This is a genomic window from Pseudomonas sp. B707 (assembly GCF_022496685.1).
GTDB lineage: Bacteria > Pseudomonadota > Gammaproteobacteria > Pseudomonadales > Pseudomonadaceae > Aquipseudomonas > Aquipseudomonas paraglycinae.
The window spans coordinates 485,619-509,118 of record NZ_WTVE01000033.1 but is presented as its reverse complement, the minus strand read 5'-3'; the positions used below and the strand labels follow the sequence as shown (position 1 = coordinate 509,118).

Genomic DNA, 23,500 nt, shown 5'->3' with positions numbered 1-23,500 from the left:
TCTTTCTGAGAAATAAAGAAAAGCAGCCGGATGGGAGCTTGTCCAATCCGGCTTCGAGGCTAGTTGTTACAGATCAATTGGAACGACGGTGCCATTTCATGATGGCTCTTAGGTGGCACTTTCAGGAAAAGTTCCATCGTTTTGCGCGGGGGATGGTGCAGAGGGTGCTGAGGGTGTGGTGCAGCCAGGAGAGGGTGTGTCGGGGTTTGCGGCAAGTGGCGGGTGCTTTCACCTTGCCGATGTGTTCGGCGAAATGCTCATGAAGGGATCTTTCATCTCCAATGCCTTTGAGTTTTTTCCGCAGTTTCCCGTCCTGAAAGAAAAGCACCGTAGGGAATCCGTCGACATGAGAAATATTGGGCGACTTTTCCGCTTCGAGCATGTAGATGTTCGCCCGAAGTCGATAAGGCTCCGCGATTTCACGAAAAACCGGGCTGGCATAGGTACAGGCACCGCAGTGCTCGCTGTAGAAATACAGAATCACTGGACGCCATCCCTTCAACACTTTGCGGTAGGCGGGGTGCAACGTTGTGTGGGGGGGACGGGTTCTCATTGGAGCCTCCTGATCAATGAGTCTGGAAGGCCTTTGACGTTAAAGCAGGGCAAAACGGCGGTCTACTGTCAGAAATTACAGGTAGGTCCTACAAAGGATGATTTCGTCCTACTTTGATGCAAGAGCATTCCCTCAGAAGACTCAGGTCCGCAAAGGCCAAGCAGCTGGTATCGTTTTCAGACATTTATCAAAGGAGCTCCTGATGGGCAGCGACGCAGGTTTTAAAGCAGTTTCCGTAGTACAAACTGATGAGGAGCTTATGAATCGCCTTGAGGATCTGGAGCTGATAGCTCTCTGCAAGGAGTGGGAAAATGATCCGACCATAAAAGTTTCGATAGACGACCTTTGAGGTTGGTTCTCGGAAATAAACACTGCCCCTGAATCGATCACCCGTGCACCGACTGGGAACCTGCTACCCGCATTGTTGTAGCCAACGGTAGCGCACGCTCCGCTCTCTCACTGTTCCTCTATTTTTTCTTTTTACATATCTCTTTGATTCCTCAGAATTTTCAATCCATTGCAGATTCCCCGCGAATCCTGTGGCACACTTTCTGCTGTCTATTCCGTAGTAACAAACCGTGTTCCGGTATAGCGGAATAAACAACTTCCTGGAGTGCTTGCCATGCATCGCCGACCTTCCTTGTTCAAAGCGTGTGTTTTTGTTCTCGCGGCTTCGTCCGCTGTCGTGGGTATGGCCCAGGCGGCTGACAGCAAGCTCGACAGCGTCCTGGCCCGTGGAAAACTGATTGTGGGCACCGGCAGCACCAATGCGCCGTGGCACTTCCAGGGCGCGGACGGCAAGTTGCAGGGCTTTGATATCGACATCGCCCGGATCGTCGCCAAAGGTCTGTTCAACGACCCGAGCAAGGTCGAGTTTGTTGTGCAGTCTTCCGATGCGCGGATTCCCAACCTGCTGACCGACAAGGTCGACATGAGCTGCCAGTTCATCACCGTCACCGCCAGCCGTGCGCAGCAAGTGGCGTTCACCCTGCCGTACTACCGCGAAGGCGTCGGCCTGCTGCTGCCGAACAACAGCAAATACAAGGAAATCGAAGACCTGCAGGCCGGTGGTGACGGCGTGACCGTGGCCGTGCTGCAGAACGTGTACGCCGAGGAGCTGGTGCATCAGGCGCTGCCCAAGGCCAAGGTCGATCAGTACGACAGCGTTGATCTTATGTACCAGGCGGTGAACTCCGGTCGCGCCGATGCCGCCGCCACCGACCAGTCTTCGGTCAAATACCTGATGGTGCAGAACCCTGGCCGCTACCGCAGCCCGACGTACGCCTGGAGCCCGCAGACCTACGCGTGCGCCGTCAAACGTGGCGATCAGGACTGGCTGAACTTCGTCAACACCGCCCTTCATGAGGCCATGACCGGCGTCGAGTTCCCGACTTATGCCGCGTCGTTCAAGCAATGGTTCGGCGTGGATCTGCCATCGCCGGCCATCGGTTTCCCTGTCGAATTCAAATGATCCCGTGAGAGTGGGGCGCCCTGATGCGCCCCGCTCAAGGTACTGCCGACCATGAACTATCAGTTGAACTTTGCCGCCGTGTGGCGCGATTTCGACACCTTGCTGGCGGGGCTCGGTCTGGGCCTCGAACTGGCGCTGGTGTCGATCGCCATCGGCTGCGTGATCGGCCTGCTGATGGCGTTTGCCTTGCTGTCCAGGCATCGCGCCTTGCGGGTGCTGGCATCGGTGTATGTGACGGTGATCCGTAACACGCCGATTCTGGTGTTGATTCTGTTGATCTACTTTGCGTTGCCAAGCCTGGGAATCCGGCTGGACAAGATCCCGTCGTTCATCATCACGCTTTCGCTGTATGCCGGGGCGTACCTGACCGAAGTGTTCCGCGGCGGTTTGCTGAGCATTCCCAAGGGCCAGCGCGAAGCGGGGCTGGCTATCGGTCTGGGCGAGTGGCAGGTGAAAGCCTACGTCACCGTGCCGGTGATGTTGCGCAACGTGCTGCCGGCGCTGTCGAACAACTTCATTTCGCTGTTCAAGGACACCTCGCTGGCCGCCGCGATCGCGGTGCCGGAGCTGACCTATTACGCGCGCAAGATCAACGTCGAAAGCTACCGGGTGATCGAAACCTGGCTGGTGACCACGGCGTTGTATGTCGCGGCCTGTTACCTCATTGCCATGCTGCTGCGTTACCTCGAGCAGCGTCTGGCGATCCGCCGATAGGAGGCTGCGATGTACGAATCCCCCAGTTGGTTGCATGAGTTGTGGATTGCCCGCGAAGCCTTGTGGCAAGGCTTTCTGACCAGCGTGCAGGTGTCGGCGCTGGCGATTCTGTTCGGCACGTTTATCGGCGTATTCGCCGGGCTGGTGCTGACCTACGGCAAGTTCTGGATGCGCGCGCCGTTCCGTTTTTATGTCGACCTGATTCGCGGCACCCCGGTGTTCGTGCTGGTGCTGGCGTGCTTCTACATGGCACCGGCGCTCGGTTGGCAGATCAGCGCGTTTCAGGCCGGAGCACTTGGGCTGACGCTGTTTTGCGGCTCCCACGTCGCCGAGATCGTGCGCGGTGCGTTGCAGGCATTGCCACGCGGGCAGATGGAAGCCGGCAAGGCCATCGGCCTGACGTTCTATCAGTCTCTCGGTTACGTGCTGTTGCCGCAGGCGCTGCGGCAGATCCTGCCGACCTGGGTCAATTCGTCCACGGAAATCGTCAAGGCGTCGACCTTGCTGTCGGTGATCGGCGTGGCCGAGCTGTTGCTCAGCACCCAGCAGATCATCGCCCGGACGTTCATGACCCTGGAGTTTTACCTGTTCGCCGGTTTTCTGTTCTTCGTCATCAACTACGGCATCGAATTACTCGGCCGGCACATTGAAAAGCGGGTGGCCCTGCCATGACTCAAGCTCAAGTTTCCAACGTCCAGAACGGTCAGCCGCTGCTGGACATCCGTGGCCTGCACAAACAATACGGCGCGGTCGAAGTGCTCAAGGGTGTCGACCTGAGCATGCAGCGCGGCAACGTGGTGACGCTGATCGGCTCCAGCGGCTCGGGCAAGACCACGCTGCTGCGCTGCGTGAACATGCTGGAGGAATTCCAGGGCGGGCAGATCCTGCTCGACGGCGAATCCATCGGCTATGACGAACTCAACGGCAAGCGCGTGCGCCACCCGGAAAAAATCATTGCCCGTCATCGAGCGATGACCGGCATGGCGTTCCAGCAATTCAACCTGTTCCCGCACCTCACCGCGTTGCAGAACGTCACGCTCGGCCTGCTGAAAGTCAAAAAGATGCACAAGGACGAAGCCGTGGTCCTGGCCGAGAAATGGCTGGAGCGGGTCGGCCTGCTGGAGCGGCGCAATCACTTTCCCGGCCAGTTGTCCGGCGGTCAGCAGCAGCGCGTGGCGATTGCCCGGGCGATTGCGATGAACCCGAGCCTGATGCTGTTCGACGAAGTCACCTCGGCCCTCGACCCGGAACTGGTCGGCGAAGTGCTGAACGTGATCAAGGGCCTGGCCGAGGACGGCATGACCATGTTGCTGGTGACCCACGAAATGCGTTTTGCGTTCGAGGTCTCGGACAAGATCGTTTTCATGAATCAGGGGCGCATCGAAGAGCAGGGGCCTCCCAAGGAACTGTTCGAGCGTCCTCAATCGCCGCGGCTGGCGGAATTTCTCAAAAGCACGCGGTTCTGACTTTTCACTTTTTCAATCAGGAGAAACACCCATGAGCATTACTCGTTACGGCACCGGCAGCACCGCCGCTGGCGGCCAGCCACGTCCATTCGCCCGCGCTGTTGAGGCCGATGGCTGGCTGCACGTTTCCGGGCAGGTGCCGGCGGTGGATGGCGAGATCATTGTGGGCGGCATCGTCGAGCAGACGCACCAGACCATGAAGAACCTGATCGCGATTCTCGAAGAGGCCGGTTATGGCCTGGAAGACGTGGTACGCGCCGGCGTGTGGCTGGACGATCCGCGGGATTTCAGCAGTTTCAACAAGGTCTTCGGCGAGTACTTCAAGCCCGAACACGCACCGGCCCGGGCCTGTGTGCAGGCGAGCATGATGGTCGACTGCAAGGTCGAGATCGACTGCATTGCGTACAAGAAGAAGGCTTGAGTGATGTGGCGTCGCTGAGGCCATAGCCCCCTCACCCTGGCCCTCTCCCCCAGGAGAGGGGACTGATCTCTATCGATGCAGATTGTTGTGCCAGACGATGGCATTTGCATCGATACGGTCAGGCTCCCTCTCCCTCCGGGAGAGGGCGGGGGGTGAGGGCTGCGATCCAACTGACACAACGCCAAGGGCCAGTTACCATCCCCGGCATCTTTTATGGGAACAACAGAAATGACCGAAGACACCATCAAGCGCCGGGCACGCGGTCTGGACCGGGCGTTCGATATCCTCGATTTCCTCAAGGAGATCGGCCAGCCACTGCGTCCGAACGACATCGCCAACGGCATCGGCAGCCCGAAATCCACGGTCTACGAGCTAGTGGCGTCATTGCTCGAGCGGCGGATTCTGGAGCCGGTGGGCAAGGACGGTCACGTCTATCTCGGTCGTCAGCTGTACTTCCTTGGCCAGGCGCACTTGCGCCATTTCGACCTCAGTCGCGAAGCCGATCACGCCTTGCAGGAGATCGTCAGCCAGACCCGGGAAACCGCGCAGATGTGCCTGCTCAACGGGCGCAAATACACGGTGGCGCTGATGAAGGAGGGCGAGCGGCATTTCCGCATTTCTTCCGATATCGGTGAAAACGCGCCGATCCCGTGGACCGCGTCCGGGCGCCTGCTGCTGGCGCACTTGAGCGATCAGCAGATCAGTGACCTGATCGACCCAGACGATTTCATTCTGCCGGGTGGCGAACGCCTGCCGATGGAGACGTTTCTGGCGGAAATCCGTCAGGCCGGCATCGACGGTTTCTTCTCCTTCGACAGTGTCGCCGACACCTTCACCCATTGCTTCGCCGCCCCGGTCAAAGACCCTCAAGGCGTGGCCATCTGCACCCTGTGCATCGTCGCCCCGCGCGCCGATGCCAAGAACAATTACAACGACTATCGCCGGGTCTTGATCGAGAGCGCCAACAGCCTCGCCCGGCGAATCAACGAATAACCGCGCCTGCCTGCGGGCGCGACTGTGAGGAGTTCGACCATGACGACTGCCAACAACACTGCTGCCGTGGAAAAGGGCGATGCCGCCGTCGGCGCGCAACTGGTGCGTGACATCAGCCTGCCGGCGCTGGTGCTGCATCGCGAAGCGCTGGAACACAACATCCGCTGGATGCAGAAATTCGTCAGCGACAGCGGCGCCGAACTCGCGCCCCACGGCAAGACCAGCATGACCCCGGCGCTGTTTCGTCGTCAGCTCGACGCCGGCGCTTGGGGCATCACCCTGGCCAGCGCCACCCAGACCCGCGCTGCATACGCCCACGGCGTACGTCGGGTGCTGATGGCCAACCAACTGGTCGGCACGCCGAACATGGCGCTGATCGCCGATCTGCTAGCGGCCGATTCCGGCTTCGATTTCTATTGCATGGTCGATCACCCGGACAACGTCGCCGATCTGGGCGCTTATTTCGCATCGCGCGGCGTGCGGCTTAACGTGATGATCGAATACGGCGTGGTCGGCGGCCGTTGCGGTTGCCGCAGCGAGCAGGAAGTCATCGAACTGGCCAAGGCCATCGGCGCGCAACCGGCGCTGGCCCTGACCGGCATCGAAGGTTACGAAGGCGTGATCCATGGCGATCACGCCGTCAGCGGCATCCGTGAATTCGCGGCCTCGCTGGTGCGCCTGGCGGTGCAGTTGCAGGACAGCGGCGCGTTCGCCATCGCCAAGCCGATCATCACCGCGTCGGGTTCGGCGTGGTACGACCTGATCGCCGAATCATTCGAAGCGCAGAACGCTGGCGGGCGTTTCCTCAGCGTGCTGCGTCCCGGCAGTTATGTCGCTCACGACCATGGCATCTATAAAGAGGCGCAGTGCTGCGTACTCGACCGTCGCAGCGATCTGCACGAAGGCCTGCGCCCGGCGCTGGAAGTCTGGGCGCACGTGCAGTCGCTGCCGGAGCCGGGCTTCGCGGTGATTGCCCTGGGCAAGCGTGACGTGGCGTTCGATGCCGGGATGCCGGTGCCGTTGCTGCGTTACAAGGCCGGCGTGCTGCCGGCAGTGGGCGACGATGTCGGCGCCTGCAAGGTGACGGCGGTGATGGACCAGCACGCGTTCATGACCGTGGCGCCGGGCGTGGAATTGCGCGTCGGCGACATCATTTCCTTTGGCACTTCGCACCCGTGCCTGACCTTCGACAAATGGCGCGTAGGGCTGCTGGTGGACGAGCAGCTGTCCGTGATCGAAACCATGGAAACCTGCTTCTGATGAACACGCTCAGTGCATTGGGTCCGAACACCCCGCGCATCGCCCTGATCGGCGAATGCATGATCGAACTCCAGCAACGTGCCGATGGCAGCCTGCAACAGAGCTTCGGCGGTGACACGCTGAACACGGCGGTCTATCTGTCCCGCGCCATGGGCGACAACGCGCAGGTCGATTACGTCACGGCGCTGGGTGACGACAGCTTCAGTGACGCGATGTGCCGCAGTTGGGCCGACGAAGGCATTGGTCTGGATCTGGTCCAGCGCTTGCCCGGTCGTCTGCCGGGTCTGTATTGCATCCAGACCGACGCCGCCGGCGAACGTCGTTTTCTGTACTGGCGCAACGAAGCCGCCGTTCGCGACTGCTTCACCACGCCGGCGGCCGCGCCGATTCTGGCAGCGCTGCCCGATTACGACGTGCTGTATTTCAGCGGTATCACGCTGGCGGTGCTCGGCGCGCAAGGTCGGGAAAAACTGATCGAGACCTTGATCGAAGCCCGTCAGGGTGACGCGCGAATCGTCTTCGACAACAACTACCGCCCACGCCTGTGGGCTTCGGTGGAAGAGGCGCGGGCGGCGTATCGCAGCGTGTTGCCCCATGTCGATCTGGCGTTGCTGACGGTGGACGACGAACAGGCGCTGTTCCATTTCGAAGACTGTGACGCGGTGTTTGAAGCGTACGCGCAGATCGGCACGCCGGAAGTGGTGCTCAAGCGCGGCGCCGAAGCCTGTCTGATCCGTTGCGACGGGGAAGCGTTCGAAGTCCCGGCGCAGAAGGTCGAGAAGGTGGTGGACACCACGGCAGCGGGGGATTCGTTCAGTGCGGCGTATCTGGCGAGTCGCTTGTCGGGCGCAAGCCCTGTGCAGGCGGCGGAGGCGGGGCATCGCTTGGCCAGTCAGGTCATTCAAGTGCCTGGGGCGTTGATCCCCAGGGATTGATGCCGATCCCTGAAGGCGTTGGCGAAAGCCGCGCCTTCAGGGCACTGGATCAGTCGCGGTAAAACACCTGCACCAGGTGATACCCGAACTTGCTCTTGATCGGCCCGTGCACGGTGCGCAGCGGTTTTTTGAAAATCACCGCATCGATCGCACCGACCATCTGCCCCGGCCGCACTTCACCCAGATCGCCGCCGCGCTTGCCGGATGGACAAGTCGAAAATTTCTTCGCCAGCACATCGAACGCCTCACCGTTGGCGATGCGTTGTTTGAGTTTTTCAGCCTCTTCGGCGGTCTTCACCAGAATGTGGCGGGCTTGGGCTTTCATCGTGCAATACCTGTAGCGGGGTGACGGCGGGGCGCGGATTATGCCTCAAGTCACGGGTTTTGGCTGATCATCGTGCGGATCTTGCCGGCCAGCTGTTCGATGGAAAACGGTTTGGCGACCATGTCCATGCCGTCTTCGAGGAAGCCCTGGCGCTCGGCGGCTTTCTGCGCGTAACCGGTCATGAACAACACCTTGAGCCCCGGACGATGCTGGCGGGCGATCTCCGCCATTTGCCGGCCGTTCATGCCCGGCAGGCCGACGTCGGTCACCAGCAGGTCAACCCGCAGATCCGATTCGAGCAACGGCAGGGCGCCCTTGGCGTCTTCGGCTTCATGGGCGCGATAACCCAGCTCCTTGAGCAGGTCCATGACCAGCATGCGCACCGCCGGATCGTCCTCGACCACCACCACGGTCTCGCCGGTCGCCACAGCGGGGGCCTCGGCAACCGCTTCGATTGCCGGCAGCTCCGCTTCCAGTGCATACAAGCGCGGCAAGTACAGGCGCACGCAGGTGCCCTGACCCGGCAGGCTGTCGAGGCTGACGTGCCCACCCGATTGCTGGGCAAAGCCATAAATCATCGACAAGCCGAGCCCGGTGCCTTGCCCGATGGGTTTGGTCGTAAAGAACGGATCGAACGCTTTGGAACGTACTGAAGGCGTCATGCCGGTGCCGTTGTCGCTCACCGCCAGCATCAGGTAATCACCGGCCTTGACCGGTTCGAGGGTAGTGATGTCGTTGCCGTCGAGGTAGACGTTGGCCGTTTCGATCAACAGCTCGCCGCCGTCGGGCATGGCGTCGCGGGCGTTGATCACCAGGTTGAGCAGGGCGTTTTCCAGTTGGCTGACATCGGTGCTGACCGGCCATACATTGTCGGCCAGGCGCAACTTGAGTTCGATCGGATCACCCTTGGTACGGCGGATCAGGTCTTCCAGCGAGTGGATCAGCTCGTTGACGTCGAGGGTCTTGCGATCCAGCGACTGACGCCGGGAGAACGCCAGCAGACGGTGGGTCAGTGCCGCCGCGCGGTTGGCCGAGGACACCGCCGCGTCAGTGAAACGGCCGATCTCATCGGCGCGGCCATTGGCGATGTAGCGCTGCATCAGGTCGAGGCTGCCGATGATGCCGGTCAGCATGTTGTTGAAGTCATGGGCGATGCCGCCGGTGAGCTGGCCGACCGCTTCCATTTTCTGCGCGTGGCGCAAGGCATCTTCGGCGCGCTCGCGTTCGAACATTTCGTTCTGCAAGCGCTGGTTGGCCTGGGCCAGTTGTTCGGTGCGCGCACTGACGCGTTCCTCAAGAGTTTCATTGAGGTTGCGCAGGGCTTCTTCGGTCTTTTTTCGTTCGGTTTCGTCGATCACGAAGATGTAGAAACCGTTCACTGCTCCATCCGCACCGTGGCGCGGCAGGTAGTTCATCAAGGCGTGCCGCTGACTGCCATCACGGTGCGGCGTGTACAGGCTGAACGAGCAGGGCCGACCGGCGAGTGCTTCGGCGATGTACGGCGCCCGCAGGAAATAGGCCTCTTCGCCGATCACCTCACGGATCGTGCGACCGTACAGCTCTTGCGGCGTGAGCCCGTACCAGTCGAGGTACGCGGCGTTGTTCAGGCGAAAGCGTTCTTCGTGGTCGACATAGCTGATCAGGATCGGCATGGCGTTGATGATCAGTTGCAGCTCGGTCTGGCTTTGCCGCAGTGCCTGTTCGGTGTGCTTGCGTTCGGTCAGGTCCAGCGCCGCGCCGAGAAAACGTATCGGCCGGCCGTGATGATCCTTGTAGCAGCGCCCGCGGGCGAACACCCAGCGCAGCTCGCCATTGGCTTGCAGCAGGCGGTATTCCTCGGCGTATTCGGTGCCGTGGGTAATGCAATGCTTGATACTGCGGGCGATCATAGCGCGGTCTTCGGGGTGCACGCCGTGCAGGTACTCGCTGATCGGCAACTGACCGGCCAGGGCCGGATCGACACCGTGCAACTGGGCGAAATGCGCATCGGCGATGAAGCGGTCTTCGCCAATGTCCCAATCCCAGGTGCCGACCGCATCGGTGGCCGCCAGCGCCAGTTGCAGGCGCTCTTCGCTTTCGCGCTGGGCCTTGAGACTGTCTTCGGAGCGTTGCTGCAGTTCCAGGGCGATGCGCCGGCGTTCGTTGGTTTCGATGGCGGTGACCAGAATCCCGGCCACTTGCGCGCTTTCGTCGCGGATCGGGCTGTAGGTCAAATCCAGCCAGAAGTCGGAGTCCTGGCCGTCACGTTGCAGGGTAAAGCGCCGTTCGCTGTAGGTTCGCACCTGGCCTTGTAGGACGGCGCTGTAAATCGGGTCGGTAAAGTCTCTAAGTTCCGGCCATATCTGGTGCGCCGGTTGTCCGAAAGCGTGCGGATGCTTGCTCCCGGCGAGCAGTGCAAAGCCGTTGTTATAGATCTGGGTGAGTTGCGGGCCCCACAACAGCAGCATCGGCATCGGCGAGTGAATCACGATGTCCACCGCGGTGCGCAGGCTCTGTGGCCAGGTGCCAGCGGCGCCCAGCGGGCTGCGGCTCCAGTCGGTGCGGGCAATCAATGCCTGGGCGTCGTTGGTGTTCGGTACAGCGTTCATCACATCAATCCTGGGCGTCGGTCGGTGAGGCGGCGTCTACTATCCTAGTGCGGTAGACGCTGTAAGGCACGTCGCGTCACGGCGCGGTCTTGTGTTCATTGAAAGCTTCGCAGGTGCTTTTGGCCATGGAAATCGACGCACTGCTCAAACAACTGGCGAGCCGTCACGGTTCGGATCTGTTCCTGTCCACGGGCGCACCACCCAGTGCGCGGTTCGACGGGGTGCTCACTCCCTTGAGCGAGCAGCCCTTCAAACCCGGTGAGGTGGCCAGTATCGCGGTCTCCCTGATGGACGCCGAACAACGACGGGAGTTCGACCGGGATCTGGAAATGAACCTGGCGATTTCCCGCACCGGGATCGGCCGCTTCCGGGTCAACATCTTCAAACAACGCAATGACGTGTCGATCGTTATTCGTAACGTCAAACTCGACATTCCGCGATTCGAAGATTTGAAACTGCCGCCGGTATTGCTCGAATCGGTGATGCTCAAGCAAGGCCTGATCCTGTTCGTCGGCGCCACCGACTCGGGCAAATCCACGTCGCTGGCGGCGCTGATCGACCATCGCAATCGCCACAGCAGCGGGCACATCATCACCATTGAAGACCCGGTGGAATACATCCATCGCCACAAAAAATCAATCATCAACCAGCGCGAAGTCGGGGTCGATACCCGCAGCTTTCACGCTGCGCTGAAAAATACTCTGCGCCAGGCCCCGGACGTGGTGCTGATCGGCGAAATCCGTGATCGCGAGACCATGGAACATGCGCTGGCCTTCGCCGAAACCGGGCATCTGGTGCTGTCGACATTGCACGCCAACAACGCCAATCAGGCGCTGGACCGGATCATCAATTTCTTTCCCGAAGAGCGCCGCCCGCAATTGCTGCATGCCTTGGGCAATCACCTCAAGGCGTTCGTCTCCCAGCGTCTGGTGCGAACCCGGGACGGTCAGCGACGGGCCGCCGCCGAGGTGATGCTGGGCACGCCGACGATTGCCGACCTGATCCGGCGCAATGATTTTGGTGAGCTGAAAACCATCATGGAAAAATCGGCAGAACTGGGCATGCAGACCTTTGACGGTGCACTGTTCGCGCTGGTAGCAGAAGGGGTGATCGATGAAGACGAGGCCCTGAAAAATGCTGATTCGGTGAATAACCTGCGCCTGCGTCTGAAGCTGCACGCCGACACCATGCCGTCCCCACCGCCCTCGACCGGCGAATGGGGACTGATGGACTGACAGGCTTCAGTCGCGAAGTTCGACCCGGTCGCGAAACTGCTCAAGCGCTTGCGGATTGGCGAGGGCATCGGTGTTTTTCACCGGATCACCGTGCACCACATTGCGCACGGCCAGCTCCACCACCTTGCCGCTGATGGTGCGCGGAATGTCAGTGACCGCGACGATCTTCGCCGGCACATGGCGCGGTGTGGTGTTGGCGCGGATCACCTGGCGGATCTGCTGTTGCAGTGCCTCATCCAGCGTTAGGCCGTCCTTGAGGCGTACGAACAGCACCACGCGCACGTCGTCCTGCCACTGTTGGCCGATGGCGACGCTGTCCAGCACTTGCGGGACTTTTTCCACCTGCCGGTAGATCTCCGCCGTGCCGATGCGCACGCCGCCGGGGTTGAGCACAGCGTCGGAGCGGCCGTGAATCAGCATCCCGCCGTGGGGCAGTTGTTCGGCATAGTCACCCTGGGCCCAGACGCCGGGGAACTGGCTGAAATAGGATTTGCGCAGCTTTTCGCCGTCGGGATCGTTCCAGAGTCCGATAGGCATCGCCGGGAATGGTCGAGTGCATACCAACTCACCTTTTTCGCCGATCACCGGTTGCCCGGCGTCATTCCACACTTCCACCGCCATGGCCAGGCTCTTGCCCATGATTTCACCCCGGCGAACCGCCGACATCGGGTTACCGTTGACGAAGCAGGACACGATGTCCGTACCGCCGGACATCGAGGACAGGCACACGTCCGGTTTGAAGTCGCGATAAACGAAGTCATAACTCTGCGGCGACAGCGCGGAGCCGGTGCAAAGCAGGGTTTTCAGGTGGCTCAGGTCGTAGCTTTCGCGCGGCTTGATGCCGCTGCTTTCCAGGGTCGCGAGGAATTTCGGGCTGGTGCCGAACACGCTGACCTGCTCGTCGTCGAGCAGCTCCAGCAATCGCTCGTTGTCCGGATAAAACGGTGAGCCGTCATACAGCACCACCGCGCTGCCGACCGCCAGCGCCGACACCAGCCAGTTCCACATCATCCAGCCGCAGGTGGTGTAGTAGAACAAGCGGTCGCCGGGGCCGAGATCGACATGCAGCCCGTGTTCCTTGGCGTGTTGCAGCAACACGCCACCGGTGCTGTGAACAATGCATTTCGGCACGCCGGTGGTGCCGCTGGAATACAGCACGTACAGCGGATGATCGAACGGCACCGGGACGAACTGCGGCTCATCGCCCGGTTCATAGAAGTCGTCCCACAGCGTGACGTTGGCGGGTGTCCGGTAATCCGTGGCATGGGCCTGAGGTCGCGCGTAGGGCACGATGATCAACTGCTGCAAGGTCGGCAGTTGTTCGAGGATTTCATTGATCTTGACGGTCTGGTCGATCTCTTTGCCGGCATAGCGGTAACCGGCGCAGGTGATCAGCACTTTCGGTTCGATCTGGCCAAAGCGGTCGATCACGCCGTGGGTGCCGAAGTCCGGCGATGAGCACGACCAGATTGCGCCGAGACTGGTGGTCGCGAGCATCGCCACCAGGGTTTGCCAGGTGTTGGGCATGCAGGCGGCAACCCGGTCGCCGACCACGACACCGGCTGCTTGCAGACTGGCCTGGAAGCCGGCGACTTGCTGGGCCAGTTCGGCCCAGGTCAGCAGTTCACGCTGGCCGTTTTCCCCGATAGCGATCACGGCGATGGCATCGTCGCGGCGACTCAGCAGGTGTTCGGCGAAATTCAACGTGGCGCCGGGAAACCATTCGGCACCCGGCATTTTCAGGCCTCCACGCAGAACGGTGTCCGGTTGGGTGTGAAATCTGATGCCGAAGAAATCCACGATCGCCTGCCAGAACGCTTCGCGCTGGTCGATGGACCATTGATGCAGGGCGGGGTAATCGTCGAGGTGCAGGTGATGGCGTTGATTGATGAAGTGCCGAAAGCCGTCCATGCGGGACCGGGCAATGCGTTTGGCATCGGGCTGCCAGAGAATGTCGGACATGGTTTGCCTCTTATTGTTTGTCAGAAGGCTCCCACGACAGCGTGGGAGCGATCAATTGCAAGCTTATTGCGCGAGCCACCCGCCATCGATATTCCACGCGGCACCACGCACTTGGCTGCCGGCCTCGCTGCAGAGAAACAACACCAGCTCACCCAGATGTGCCGGGGTGACGAACTCCAGCGACGGCTGTTTCTCGGCCAGCAGATCGTGCTGCGCCTGCTGCGGGTCGACACCCTTGGCTGCGCGATCGTCGATCTGTTTCTGCACCAGCGGCGTCAGCACCCAGCCCGGGCAGATCGCGTTGCAGGTCACGTTGCTGGCGGCAGTTTCCAGGCCGACCACCTTGGTCAGGCCGATCACCCCATGCTTGGCCGCCACATACGCAGCCTTGCCGGTGGAGCCGACCAGACCGTGCACCGAAGCGATGTTGACGATCCGCCCCCAACCCTTGGCGCGCATGCCCGGCAAACTCAGGCGAGTGCTGTGAAACACCGATGACAGGTTGATCGCGATGATCGAATCCCAGCGCTCCACCGGAAATTCTTCCACCGCCGCGACGTGCTGGATGCCCGCGTTGTTGACCAGAATGTCCACGCCGCCGAACTCGCGCTCGGCGTAGGCGATCATGTCGGCGATCTGCGCCGGGTCGCTGACGTCTGCCGTGTGATGGCCGACCTTGCCGCCGAACTGCTCGACTTCGGCGATCACCTTGGAGGCGTCGCCAAAGCCGTTGAGGATCAGGTTGGCGCCAGCCTTGGCCAGCGTCAGGGCGATGCCCAGCCCGATGCCGCTGGTGGAGCCGGTAACCAGTGCGGTCTTGCCAGAAAGAGTCGTCATCAATACCTCACACAATGCCAGTGGCGTAGAAAGTGCCGATCACCACGAAAACCGCCAGGGTCTTGATCAGCGTAATACAGAAAATGTCCTTGTAGGCCTCACGGTGCGTCAGGCCGGTGACGGCGAGCAGGGTAATCACCGCGCCGTTGTGTGGCAGGGTGTCCATGCCGCCGCTGGCCATCGCGGCCACCCGGTGCAGCACTTCCAGCGGAATGTTGGCGGCGTGGGCGGCGCTGATGAATTGCTCCGACATCGCTGCCAGCGCGATGCTCATGCCGCCCGAAGCAGAACCGGTGATACCGGCCAGCAGGGTCACGGTGATCGCTTCATTGACCAGCGGATTGGGGATGCTTTTGAGCCAGTCGGCCAGCACCAGAAAACCTGGCAGTGAGGCGATGACTGCGCCGAAACCGTATTCCGACGCAGTGTTCATCGCCGCCAGCAGTGCACCGCTGACTGCGCTTTTGCTGCCTTCGGCGAGCTTGCTTTTGATCGCTTTAAAACCGAATGCCAGCACCATCAGAATGCCGACCAACAGGGCTGCCTGCACCGCCCAGATCGCCGTGAGTTTGGCGATCTCGGTAGTGACCGGCGCGGTCATTCCCGGCAGCGCGAGGCTGTGGGTCTTGCCGTACCACTGCGGAATCCATTGGGTGAACAGCAGGTTCATGATGCCCACCGCCAGCAGCGGCGACAGGGCAATCCACGGGTTCGGCAGCTTAAGGTCTTCGGCGGTTTCCGGCTCGTTGCGCAGTTCGGTGCCGTAGCCTTCGCCGGCACGCTGAGCCTTGTTGCGCTGGCGCTGAAGAAACAGCATGCCGGCGCAGAACACGAAAATCGTGCCGATCACACCCAGCCACGGCGCCGCCCACGCGGTGGTGTTGAAGAAGGTGCTGGGAATGATGTTCTGGATTTGCGGCGTGCCGGGCAGGGCGTCCATGGTGAACGAAAACGCGCCGAGGGCAATGGTCGCCGGGATCAGGCGCTTGGGAATGTTGCTCTGGCGGAACATTTCCGCTGCGAACGGGTAGACCGCGAACACCACGACGAACAGCGAAACGCCGCCGTAGGTGAGCAGGGCGCAGACCAGCACGATCACCAGCATCGCCTGGCGGGTGCCGAGCAGACGAATCGCTGCCGCGACGATCGAGCGGGAGAAACCCGACAGTTCGATCAGCTTGCCGAACACGGCGCCGAGCAGGAACACGGGAAAGTAGAGTTTGATGAAGCCGACCATCTTCTCCATGAACACCCCGGTGAAAGCAGGGGCGACGGCAGACGGGTCGGTGAGCAGCACGGCGCCGAGGGCGGCGATCGGGGCAAAAAGGATAACGCTGTAGCCACGGTAGGCCGCGAGCATCAGCAGCGCGAGGGCTGCCAAGGCGATGATCACACTCATGGTGTGCTCCTTCGATTGTTATTTTTGTGGGTGGAACGGGTGTGAGGAGGGCTATAGCGAGATCTGTGCCAGATGGTTAAGTTATTGAAATGAAAGGAATTAATTTGATGTTTGGCGGTTGTTTCCGTGGTTTTGTCTCTATTTAGAGACTGCTATGACTGTGAGGCCGCTTTCGCGGGCAAGCCCGCTCCCACAGTTGGGCGCATTCTCCTGTGGAAGCGGGTTCGCCCGCGATATTGTCTCTTTATTGGGAAGGGTGTCTCTTTATTGAGACTCTGCGATCCCCAGCGCAATCATTTTTTTGTAAAGCGTCGACCGCCCCAGTCCCAGCCGCTCAGCCGCCTCGATCACCTTGCCCCCGCATTGCGCGAGGGTGGATTGAATCAACTGTCGGTCAAACCGCTCGCGGGCCTGACTGAAAGTCTCGTGGATTGCGGGCTCTGACAGAGGCGCCAGCGCTCGCTCAACCGGTGTAAACGTGCCAATCGCGGCACGAATGTCATCCGCCGTCAGCATCAAGTCATCACTGAGCAGTGCTGCTCGCTCCAGCACGTTGCGCAACTCGCGGATATTCCCCGGCCACGCGTGCTGTCCCAACAGCTCCAGCGCTTCGCGGTTCAACTCGTGCTGACTGCGCAACTCCTCAAGAATCGCTTCACTGAGTGCCGGCAGATCATCCAGCCGCTCCCGCAGCGGCGGCACCTGAATCGGCAACACGTTGAGGCGGTAGTACAAATCCGCGCGGAACTCGCCGCGCTTGATCGCCGCTTCCAGATCCGTCGAGGTCGCGGCAATCACCCGCACATCGCTCTGGATTACTTCATTGGAACCGACAGGTTCGAATTCCTTTTCCTGCAACACCCGCAGCAATTTGCTTTGCAGCGGCAGTGGCATGTCGCCGATCTCGTCGAGAAACAGCGTCCCGCCCTGAGCGATCTGCAACTTGCCGGTGCGACCCTTGCGGTCGGCGCCGGTGAAAGCGCCCGGCGCGGTGCCGAAGAACTCGGCTTCAAGCAACGCCTCGGGAATCGCCGCGCTATTGATACTGACAAACGCCTTGTGCGCCCGAGGTGAAGCGCCATGGATCGCCTGGGCCAGCAATTCCTTGCCGCTGCCGGTTTCGCCCAGCAACAGAACCGGCGACTCGGCGCTCGCGCTGCGACGGGCACGGCGCTTGACCTCGAGGCTGGCAGCGCTGGTGCCGATGAAGTGGGCGAAGTTGTATTTGGTCTGGCGGGCACGCAGCAGCGAGCGGGTCGAGGCCAGCTCTTCCTGCATGCTCAGGTAGCGCTTGAGCATCGGCGACAGCGTGCGCAGTTCGTCGAACAGGGCAAAACCGATGGCGCCGATCACCGCGCCGGCGTCGTCATGAATCGGCAGGCGCATCACCACCAGCGGTTCTTTCGGGGTGTCCTGCATGTCCAACAGAATTGGCCGCCCGGTGCGCACCACTTCGCGCAGCAGGCTGCCGGGGATCACGCTTTCGCAAGGCTTGCCGATGGCCCCGGCGGCGGAGTCGAGCCCGAAGCGCCGCGCATAGCGCTCGTTCATCCAGACGATGTTCGCGTCGCGGTCGACAATCACCGTGCCTTCACTGGATTGCTCGATGATCTCGAACAACGAACGGATCGCCAGCGTGCGAACCCGTTGGTAATCCTTAAGGCTTTCGGTGGTGTTCATGGCGGCGTCCATTGGCGGAAGTCAGGTGGCGCGATTATGCCTATCCCGGATGCGCCGCCGCCAACAGCTCTTTGGTATAGGGATGCTGCGGTGAGTCGAACACGTCATGGCTGGCGCCGCTTTCGACCACCTTGCCGTCCTTGATCACGATCATGTCGTGGGCCAACGCCCGCACCACGGCCAGATCGTGGCTGATGAACAGATACGTCAGGCCATGTTTTTCCTGAAGCTGGCGGAGCAGGGCGACCACCTGTTTCTGCACGGTGCGATCCAGTGCCGAGGTCGGTTCGTCGAGCAGGATCAGCGCGGGTTTGAGTACCAATGCCCGGGCGATGGCAATGCGCTGACGCTGGCCACCGGAGAACTCATGGGGATAGCGATGACGGCTTTCGGGATCGAGCCCTACTTCCTTGAGCACGCGGATCACCTGGTCGTCGCACTCGTCGGCAGTGGACTGGCAATGCACTTCCAGCCCTTCGCTGATGATCTGCGCCACCGACATGCGCGGGCTGAGGCTCCCGAACGGATCCTGGAACACCACCTGCATCTGCCGGCGCCACGGCCGCATCTGTTTCTGGTCGAGGCCGTCGAGGGCCGTGCCCTGGAAGCGGATGCTGCCCTTGGAGTCGAGCAGCCGTAGAATCGCCTGGCCGAGGGTCGACTTGCCCGAACCGGACTCGCCGACGATGCCCAGCGTCTTGCCACGCTGGATGTTCAGACTGATACCGTCCACCGCGCGCAGGTATTGCTTGCGCTGGAACAACCCGCCGCCGACCGTGAAATCAACCCGAAGGTCATCGACTTCCAGAACGTTTTCGCGTTCGTCCCGGGGCAGTGCTTCGCCTTCCGGTTCAGCGTTGAGCAACACGCAGCTGTAAGGGTGTTTCGGTTCGGTGAACAGGGTTTCGCACGGCGCCTGCTCGACGATTTCCCCGGCCTTCATCACGCACACCCGTTGGGCGATGCTGCGCACCAGATTGAGGTCATGGCTGATCAGCAGCAGCGACATGCCCAGGCGCCGTTGCAGGGACTTTAGCAGCAACAGGATCTTGCGCTGTACGGTCACGTCGAGGGCGGTGGTCGGCTCGTCGGCGATCAGTAATTCAGGTTCGCAGGCCAGGGCCATCGCGATCATCACCCGTTGGCGCTGGCCGCCGGACAGTTGATGCGGATAAGCCTTCAGCCGTTCTTTCGGTTTCTGGATGCCCACCAGTTCGAGCAGTTCGAGGATTCGCGCCTGAGCTTCCTTGCCACCGAGGCCACGGTGCAGCAACAGGGTTTCGCCGATCTGCTTTTCAATCGTGTGCAACGGATTGAGCGAGATCATCGGCTCCTGGAAAATCATGGCGATGCGGTTGCCCCGCAGGTCGCGCAGGGTCTTGGGATCGGCGCCGACCAGTTCCTGCCCACGATAACGGATGCTGCCGGTGGTCCGGGCATCGCATTCGGGGAGCAGTTGCAGGATCGAGTGGGCCGTCACCGATTTGCCCGAGCCCGATTCGCCGACCAGTGCCAGGCACTCGCCGGGGCGGATGTCCAGGCACAGGTTGCGCACCACGGTCTGGCCATGGAAGGCGACGCTGAGGTCACGGATTTCGATCAGGTTGTCAGTCATATCAAATATCCGTTCATGAGCGCGGGTCAAAGGCATCGCGCAGCGCTTCGCCGATGAATACCAACAGGGAAAGAATCAGCGCCAGGGTGAAAAATGCGGTCAACCCGAGCCACGGCGCTTGCAGGTTCTGCTTGCCCTGACTGATCAGCTCGCCCAGTGAAGCGCTGCCGGCGGGCATGCCGAAGCCGAGGAAATCCAGCGCGGTCAGGGTCGAAATCGCCCCGGTCAGAATAAAGGGCAGATAGCTCAGGGTTGCGTTCATCGCGTTGGGCAGGATGTGCCGGACAATCACCTTGCGATCGCTCAAGCCCAAGGCTCGGGCAGCCTTGACGTACTCGAGATTACGACCGCGCAGAAACTCGGCGCGTACCACGTCCACCAGCGCCAGCCAGGAGAACAGCGCCATGATCCCCAGCAGCCACCAGAAGTTCGGCTCGACGAATCCCGAAAGAATGATCAGCAGGTAAAGCACCGGCAGTCCTGACCAGACCTCCAGCAATCGCTGGCCGAGCAGATCGACCCAGCCGCCGTAATAGCCCTGCAGGGCGCCGGCCGCGATGCCGATCAGGGCGCTGACGAAGGTCAGCATCAGGGCGAACAGGATCGACACCCGCGCGCCGAAGATCACCCGAGCCAGTACGTCACGCGCCTGATCGTCGGTGCCCAGCCAGTTGACCGAAGTCGGCGGGCTCGGTGCCGGTTTGTTGAGGTCGTAGTTCGGGGTGTCGTCACTGAATGGAATCGGCGGAAACAATAGCCAGCCACCGTCCTTGCGGATCAGCTTCTGCACGTAGTCGCTGCGGTAGTCGGCCTGGAACGGCAGTTGTCCGCCGAACTCCTGTTCGGTGTGTCGCTTGAATACCGGGAAGTACCATTGGCCCTGATAACTGACGACCAATGGCTTGTCGTTGGCTATCAGTTCGCCGCCGAGGCTAAGCAGAAACAGGCCGATAAACAGCCACAGCGACCACCAGCCCCGGCGGTTTTTCTTGAAGCGTTCGAAGCGGCGACGGCCCAGAGGCGAGAGCTTGAACATCAGGCGTTCCTCGCGGCGAAGTCGATGCGCGGGTCGACCAGCGTGTAGCACAGGTCGCCGATCAGTTTTATCAGCAGGCCGAACAGGGTGAAGATGAACAGCGAGCCAAACACCACCGGATAGTCACGGGACACGGCTGCTTCGTAACTCATGCGCCCGAGGCCGTCGAGCGAGAAGATCACTTCGATCAGCAACGAACCGGCAAAGAACACGCTGATGAACGCCTGGGGAATGCCCGACACCACCAGCAGCATCGCGTTGCGGAACACATGCCCGTACAGCACCCGGTTTTCGCTCAGGCCTTTGGCGCGAGCGGTGACCACGTATTGGCGGGTGATCTCATTGAGGAAGGAGTTCTTGGTGAGGATGGTCAGGGTGGCGAAGCCGCCGATCACCAGCGCCGTGACCGGCAATACCAGATGCCAGAAGTAGTCGGTGATCTTGCCCAGCGTCGACAGGGATTCGAAGTTATCGGACACCAGACCGCGCACCGGAAACCAGTTCAGCGAGGTGCCACCGGCGAACACCACGATCAGGAACATCGCGAACAGGAATGCCGGCATGGCGTAGCCGATGATGATTGCCGTGCTGCTCCAGATATCGAAATGACTGCCGTGGTGCACGGCTTTGCGGATACCCAGCGGGATCGACACCAGATAAGTGATCAGCGTCGCCCACAGGCCGAGGGAAATGGTCACCGGCATTTTCTGCAGGATCAGGTCGGTGACCGTGGCGCCGCGGAAGAAGCTCTTGCCGAAATCCAGCTGCGCGTAGTTCTTGAGCATCAGCCACAGGCGTTCATGGGCGGGTTTGTCGAAGCCGTACTGTTTTTCGATGTCCTTGATCAGCTGCGGATCGAGGCCGCGACTGGCGCGGGACGTGCCGCTCATGGTCTCGCTCGCACCGCCGCCGACACTGGCGCCGCCGATGCCTTGCAGGTGGGCGATGGCCTGTTCGACCGGACCACCCGGCGCGGCCTGGATGATCACAAAATTCACCAGCAGAATGATCACCAGCGTTGGAATGATCAGCAGCAGGCGTCGCAGTATGTAAGCCCACATCAGTGCGGCCCTCCGGGTCTGCCACGGCTGATTTTCTCGGCCGTCATCTGCTGGTTGGTCAGCGGCGTGCTGCTGATTTCCCACCAGCTCTCGATCGCTTCGTCATTGCTCGCCTGCACGGTGGGAATGCCGAAGCGGTTCCACCACACGGTCGACGTGCCCGGCGGGTAATAGTTGGGAATCCAGTAGTAGTTCCATTGCAGCACCCGGTCCAGCGCATGGGCATAACGCAGCATGTCGGCCTGGGTCGAGGCGCGGATCAGGCCGTTGATCAAGGTGTCGACCGCCGGGTTCTTCAGCACCATGTAATTGTTGGCGCCGGGATCGTTGGCCGATGCCGAACCGAAGTAGTTCAACAGTTCGCCGCCGGGGGAGGTGGTGACCGGGTAACCGGTGACGATCATGTCGTAGTCGCGGCTCATCAGGCGATTGACGTACTGCGAGGAGTCGATGCGACGGATGTCGAGGTTGATGCCGATCTGTTTCAGCGTGCGCTTGTAAGGCAGCAGCAGACGGTCCATCCCGTTCTGGCTGACCAGAAAAGTAAAGCTCAACGGCTCGCCGCGGTCGTTGACCAACTGGTCGCCATCGGGTTTCCAGCCGGCCTGTTCCAGTAGCTCCAGCGCTTGCAGTTGTTTGTCGCGAATAATGCCGCTGCCATCGGTCTTCGGTGCTTCGAAGACCTGAGTGAACACTTCGTCGGGAATCTGTCCGCGCAAGGGTTCGAGAATCTTCAGTTCGGCGGCATCCGGCAACTGGCGGGCGGCCAGATCAGTATTGGAAAAGTAACTCTGCTGGCGGATGTACATGTTGCGCATCATCTGCCGGTTGCTCCATTCGAAATCCCAGAGCATGGCCAGTGCCTGACGAACGCGACGATCCTGGAATATCGGCTTTTGCAGGTTGAACACGAAGCCCTGTGCCGACTGCGGTGCTTCGGTGGCAAGATGAGCCTTTTGCAGACGACCGTCGCTCAGGGCCGGGCTCTCGTAGCCGATGGAGTAGCCGGTGGCGGAGAACTCACGGTTGTAGTCGTAGGCGCCGCCGCGCAGGACCTGGCGGGCGACGTCGGTGTCGCCGAAGTACTCGATGCTGAAGTGATCGAAGTTGTACAGGCCACGGCTGACCGGCAGGTCCTTGCCCCACCAGTCGGGATTGCGTTCAAAGGTGATGCTGCGCCCGGAGTCGACCTTGCCTACCCGATACGGGCCGCTGCCCAGCGGCGGTTCATAGCCGCCACCGCCGGCGAAATCACGGGTCTTCCACCAATGCTCGGGAAATACCGGCAGGGTCGCGATGTCCAGGGGCAGGGTGCGGTTTTCGTTGCTCTTGAAATCGAAACGTACGGTGAGCGGGGCTTCGACTTCGACGCCTTTGACGTCGGCGAACTGGGTGCGATAACGCAGGCTGCCCTGGGTCATCAGCAAATCATAGGTGTAGCGCACGTCTTCGGCGGTAATCGGCTTGCCATCGGCGAAGCGGGCCTTGGGATTGATAAAGAAGCGCAACGACAGGCCGTCATCCGAGCGTTCCATTTTCTGCGCCACGAGGCCGTATACGGTGTAGGGCTCGTCGAGCGAGCGCTGGGCCAACGGGGAATACAGCAGGCCGTCGATCTGGCTGACGCCGATGCCTTTGTCGATGTACGGCAGGACATGGTCGAAGTGGCCGATCTCGATGGCCGAGCGGCGCATCGTCCCGCCCTTGGGCGCCCGGACGTTGGTGTAATCGAAGTGACTGAAACCGGGCGGGTATTTTGCCGGTTCGCCATAGACGGTCATCGCATGCTGCGGTGCGGCGTCCACACCGGTGATCCCGAGCAGCAGGGTCACGGCAGTGAACATCAAAGTCGGGAAAGCCAGTCGCATTGTCAGCCTTAAAGCCGGGTAATCGATAAGCGCAATTTGTACGCGAGCGGCGCGCCGTTCGCCAGCGGTGTGGTGTAACCA

The 23,500-nt window shown here is 61.1% G+C and carries 21 protein-coding genes; 10 read left to right on the top strand and 11 right to left on the bottom strand.

The annotated features are described in order from the left end of the window. Positions 1–121: 121 nt before the first annotated feature. Positions 122–553 (bottom strand): thioredoxin family protein, encoded by a 432-nt coding sequence (locus GQX66_RS24580; protein ID WP_102686072.1) that lies wholly within the window; start codon positions 551–553, stop codon positions 122–124. A gap of 202 nt (positions 554–755) precedes the next feature. Here GQX66_RS24580 and GQX66_RS24575 point away from each other — a divergent pair, with 202 nt between their 5' ends. From GQX66_RS24575 to GQX66_RS24535, 9 genes are all read left to right on the top strand, one after another. Next, positions 756–902, top strand: a complete 147-nt coding sequence (locus tag GQX66_RS24575; RefSeq protein ID WP_240871899.1) for a hypothetical protein — start codon at positions 756–758, stop codon at positions 900–902. 273 nt (positions 903–1,175) lie between these two features. After that, complete coding sequence (locus tag GQX66_RS24570; protein ID WP_102686073.1) at positions 1,176–2,024, top strand: transporter substrate-binding domain-containing protein; 849 nt, start codon at positions 1,176–1,178, stop codon at positions 2,022–2,024. Positions 2,025–2,075: 51 nt separating this feature from the next. Next, positions 2,076–2,738 (top strand): amino acid ABC transporter permease, encoded by a 663-nt coding sequence (locus GQX66_RS24565; RefSeq protein WP_007960243.1) that lies wholly within the window; start codon positions 2,076–2,078, stop codon positions 2,736–2,738. 9 nt (positions 2,739–2,747) lie between these two features. Continuing rightward, positions 2,748–3,410, top strand: a complete 663-nt coding sequence (locus GQX66_RS24560) for an amino acid ABC transporter permease (protein ID WP_102686074.1) — start codon at positions 2,748–2,750, stop codon at positions 3,408–3,410. Then, positions 3,407–4,204: an amino acid ABC transporter ATP-binding protein gene (locus tag GQX66_RS24555; protein ID WP_240871898.1), complete on the top strand. Its 798-nt coding sequence runs from the start codon at positions 3,407–3,409 to the stop codon at positions 4,202–4,204. Before GQX66_RS24560 ends, GQX66_RS24555 begins: the two co-directional genes overlap by 4 nt. A 31-nt stretch (positions 4,205–4,235) precedes the next feature. Next, positions 4,236–4,625, top strand: a complete 390-nt coding sequence (locus GQX66_RS24550; protein WP_007912330.1) for a RidA family protein — start codon at positions 4,236–4,238, stop codon at positions 4,623–4,625. A 228-nt stretch (positions 4,626–4,853) separates the two neighbouring features. Further along, the gene (locus GQX66_RS24545; RefSeq protein WP_085603279.1) at positions 4,854–5,618 is read left to right on the top strand and encodes an IclR family transcriptional regulator; all 765 of its coding nucleotides are present in this window, start codon (positions 4,854–4,856) and stop codon (positions 5,616–5,618) included. A gap of 39 nt (positions 5,619–5,657) precedes the next feature. Continuing rightward, positions 5,658–6,878 (top strand): amino acid deaminase, encoded by a 1,221-nt coding sequence (locus GQX66_RS24540; protein ID WP_102718114.1) that lies wholly within the window; start codon positions 5,658–5,660, stop codon positions 6,876–6,878. Continuing rightward, a complete protein-coding gene (locus tag GQX66_RS24535) occupies positions 6,878–7,813 on the top strand; it encodes a sugar kinase (protein ID WP_240871897.1) in 936 nt (311 codons plus the stop codon). Before GQX66_RS24540 ends, GQX66_RS24535 begins: the two co-directional genes overlap by 1 nt. A gap of 49 nt (positions 7,814–7,862) precedes the next feature. Here GQX66_RS24535 and GQX66_RS24530 read toward each other — a convergent pair whose 3' ends face one another. Next, the gene (locus GQX66_RS24530) at positions 7,863–8,138 is read right to left on the bottom strand and encodes a peptidylprolyl isomerase (RefSeq protein ID WP_007952044.1); all 276 of its coding nucleotides are present in this window, start codon (positions 8,136–8,138) and stop codon (positions 7,863–7,865) included. Positions 8,139–8,188: 50 nt separating this feature from the next. Further along, positions 8,189–10,726 (bottom strand): PAS domain-containing sensor histidine kinase, encoded by a 2,538-nt coding sequence (locus GQX66_RS24525; protein WP_102686078.1) that lies wholly within the window; start codon positions 10,724–10,726, stop codon positions 8,189–8,191. A 125-nt stretch (positions 10,727–10,851) separates the two neighbouring features. On the opposite strand from GQX66_RS24525, the gene GQX66_RS24520 reads away from it, so the two are divergent. Then, entirely contained in the window at positions 10,852–11,961 is a 1,110-nt protein-coding gene (locus GQX66_RS24520) for a PilT/PilU family type 4a pilus ATPase (protein WP_240871896.1), read from the top strand. A gap of 6 nt (positions 11,962–11,967) precedes the next feature. On the opposite strand, the gene GQX66_RS24515 is transcribed toward GQX66_RS24520, so the two are convergent. From GQX66_RS24515 to GQX66_RS24480, 8 genes are all read right to left on the bottom strand, one after another. Next, complete coding sequence (locus GQX66_RS24515; RefSeq protein ID WP_085745513.1) at positions 11,968–13,923, bottom strand: acetoacetate--CoA ligase; 1,956 nt, start codon at positions 13,921–13,923, stop codon at positions 11,968–11,970. 63 nt (positions 13,924–13,986) lie between these two features. Next, a complete protein-coding gene (gene hbdH / locus GQX66_RS24510; RefSeq protein WP_240871895.1) occupies positions 13,987–14,760 on the bottom strand; it encodes a 3-hydroxybutyrate dehydrogenase in 774 nt (257 codons plus the stop codon). 7 nt (positions 14,761–14,767) lie between these two features. Then, positions 14,768–16,159 carry a GntP family permease gene (locus tag GQX66_RS24505; RefSeq protein ID WP_240871894.1) on the bottom strand — a complete coding sequence of 464 codons (1,392 nt, stop codon included), beginning with the start codon at positions 16,157–16,159 and terminating at the stop codon, positions 14,768–14,770. A gap of 264 nt (positions 16,160–16,423) precedes the next feature. Next, positions 16,424–17,839 carry a sigma 54-interacting transcriptional regulator gene (locus tag GQX66_RS24500; protein WP_085745515.1) on the bottom strand — a complete coding sequence of 472 codons (1,416 nt, stop codon included), beginning with the start codon at positions 17,837–17,839 and terminating at the stop codon, positions 16,424–16,426. Between the two features lie 40 nt (positions 17,840–17,879). Continuing rightward, on the bottom strand, positions 17,880–19,454 hold the full coding sequence (locus tag GQX66_RS24495; protein WP_240871893.1) for an ABC transporter ATP-binding protein: 1,575 nt from the start codon (positions 19,452–19,454) through the stop codon (positions 17,880–17,882). 13 nt (positions 19,455–19,467) lie between these two features. Beyond that, positions 19,468–20,490 (bottom strand): ABC transporter permease, encoded by a 1,023-nt coding sequence (locus GQX66_RS24490; protein WP_085745516.1) that lies wholly within the window; start codon positions 20,488–20,490, stop codon positions 19,468–19,470. Next, positions 20,490–21,551: a microcin C ABC transporter permease YejB gene (locus GQX66_RS24485; protein ID WP_007952064.1), complete on the bottom strand. Its 1,062-nt coding sequence runs from the start codon at positions 21,549–21,551 to the stop codon at positions 20,490–20,492. The genes GQX66_RS24490 and GQX66_RS24485 overlap by 1 nt, the downstream gene beginning before the upstream one ends. After that, positions 21,551–23,419: an extracellular solute-binding protein gene (locus GQX66_RS24480; protein WP_085745517.1), complete on the bottom strand. Its 1,869-nt coding sequence runs from the start codon at positions 23,417–23,419 to the stop codon at positions 21,551–21,553. Before GQX66_RS24480 ends, GQX66_RS24485 begins: the two co-directional genes overlap by 1 nt. Between the last annotated feature and the right edge of the window lie 81 nt (positions 23,420–23,500).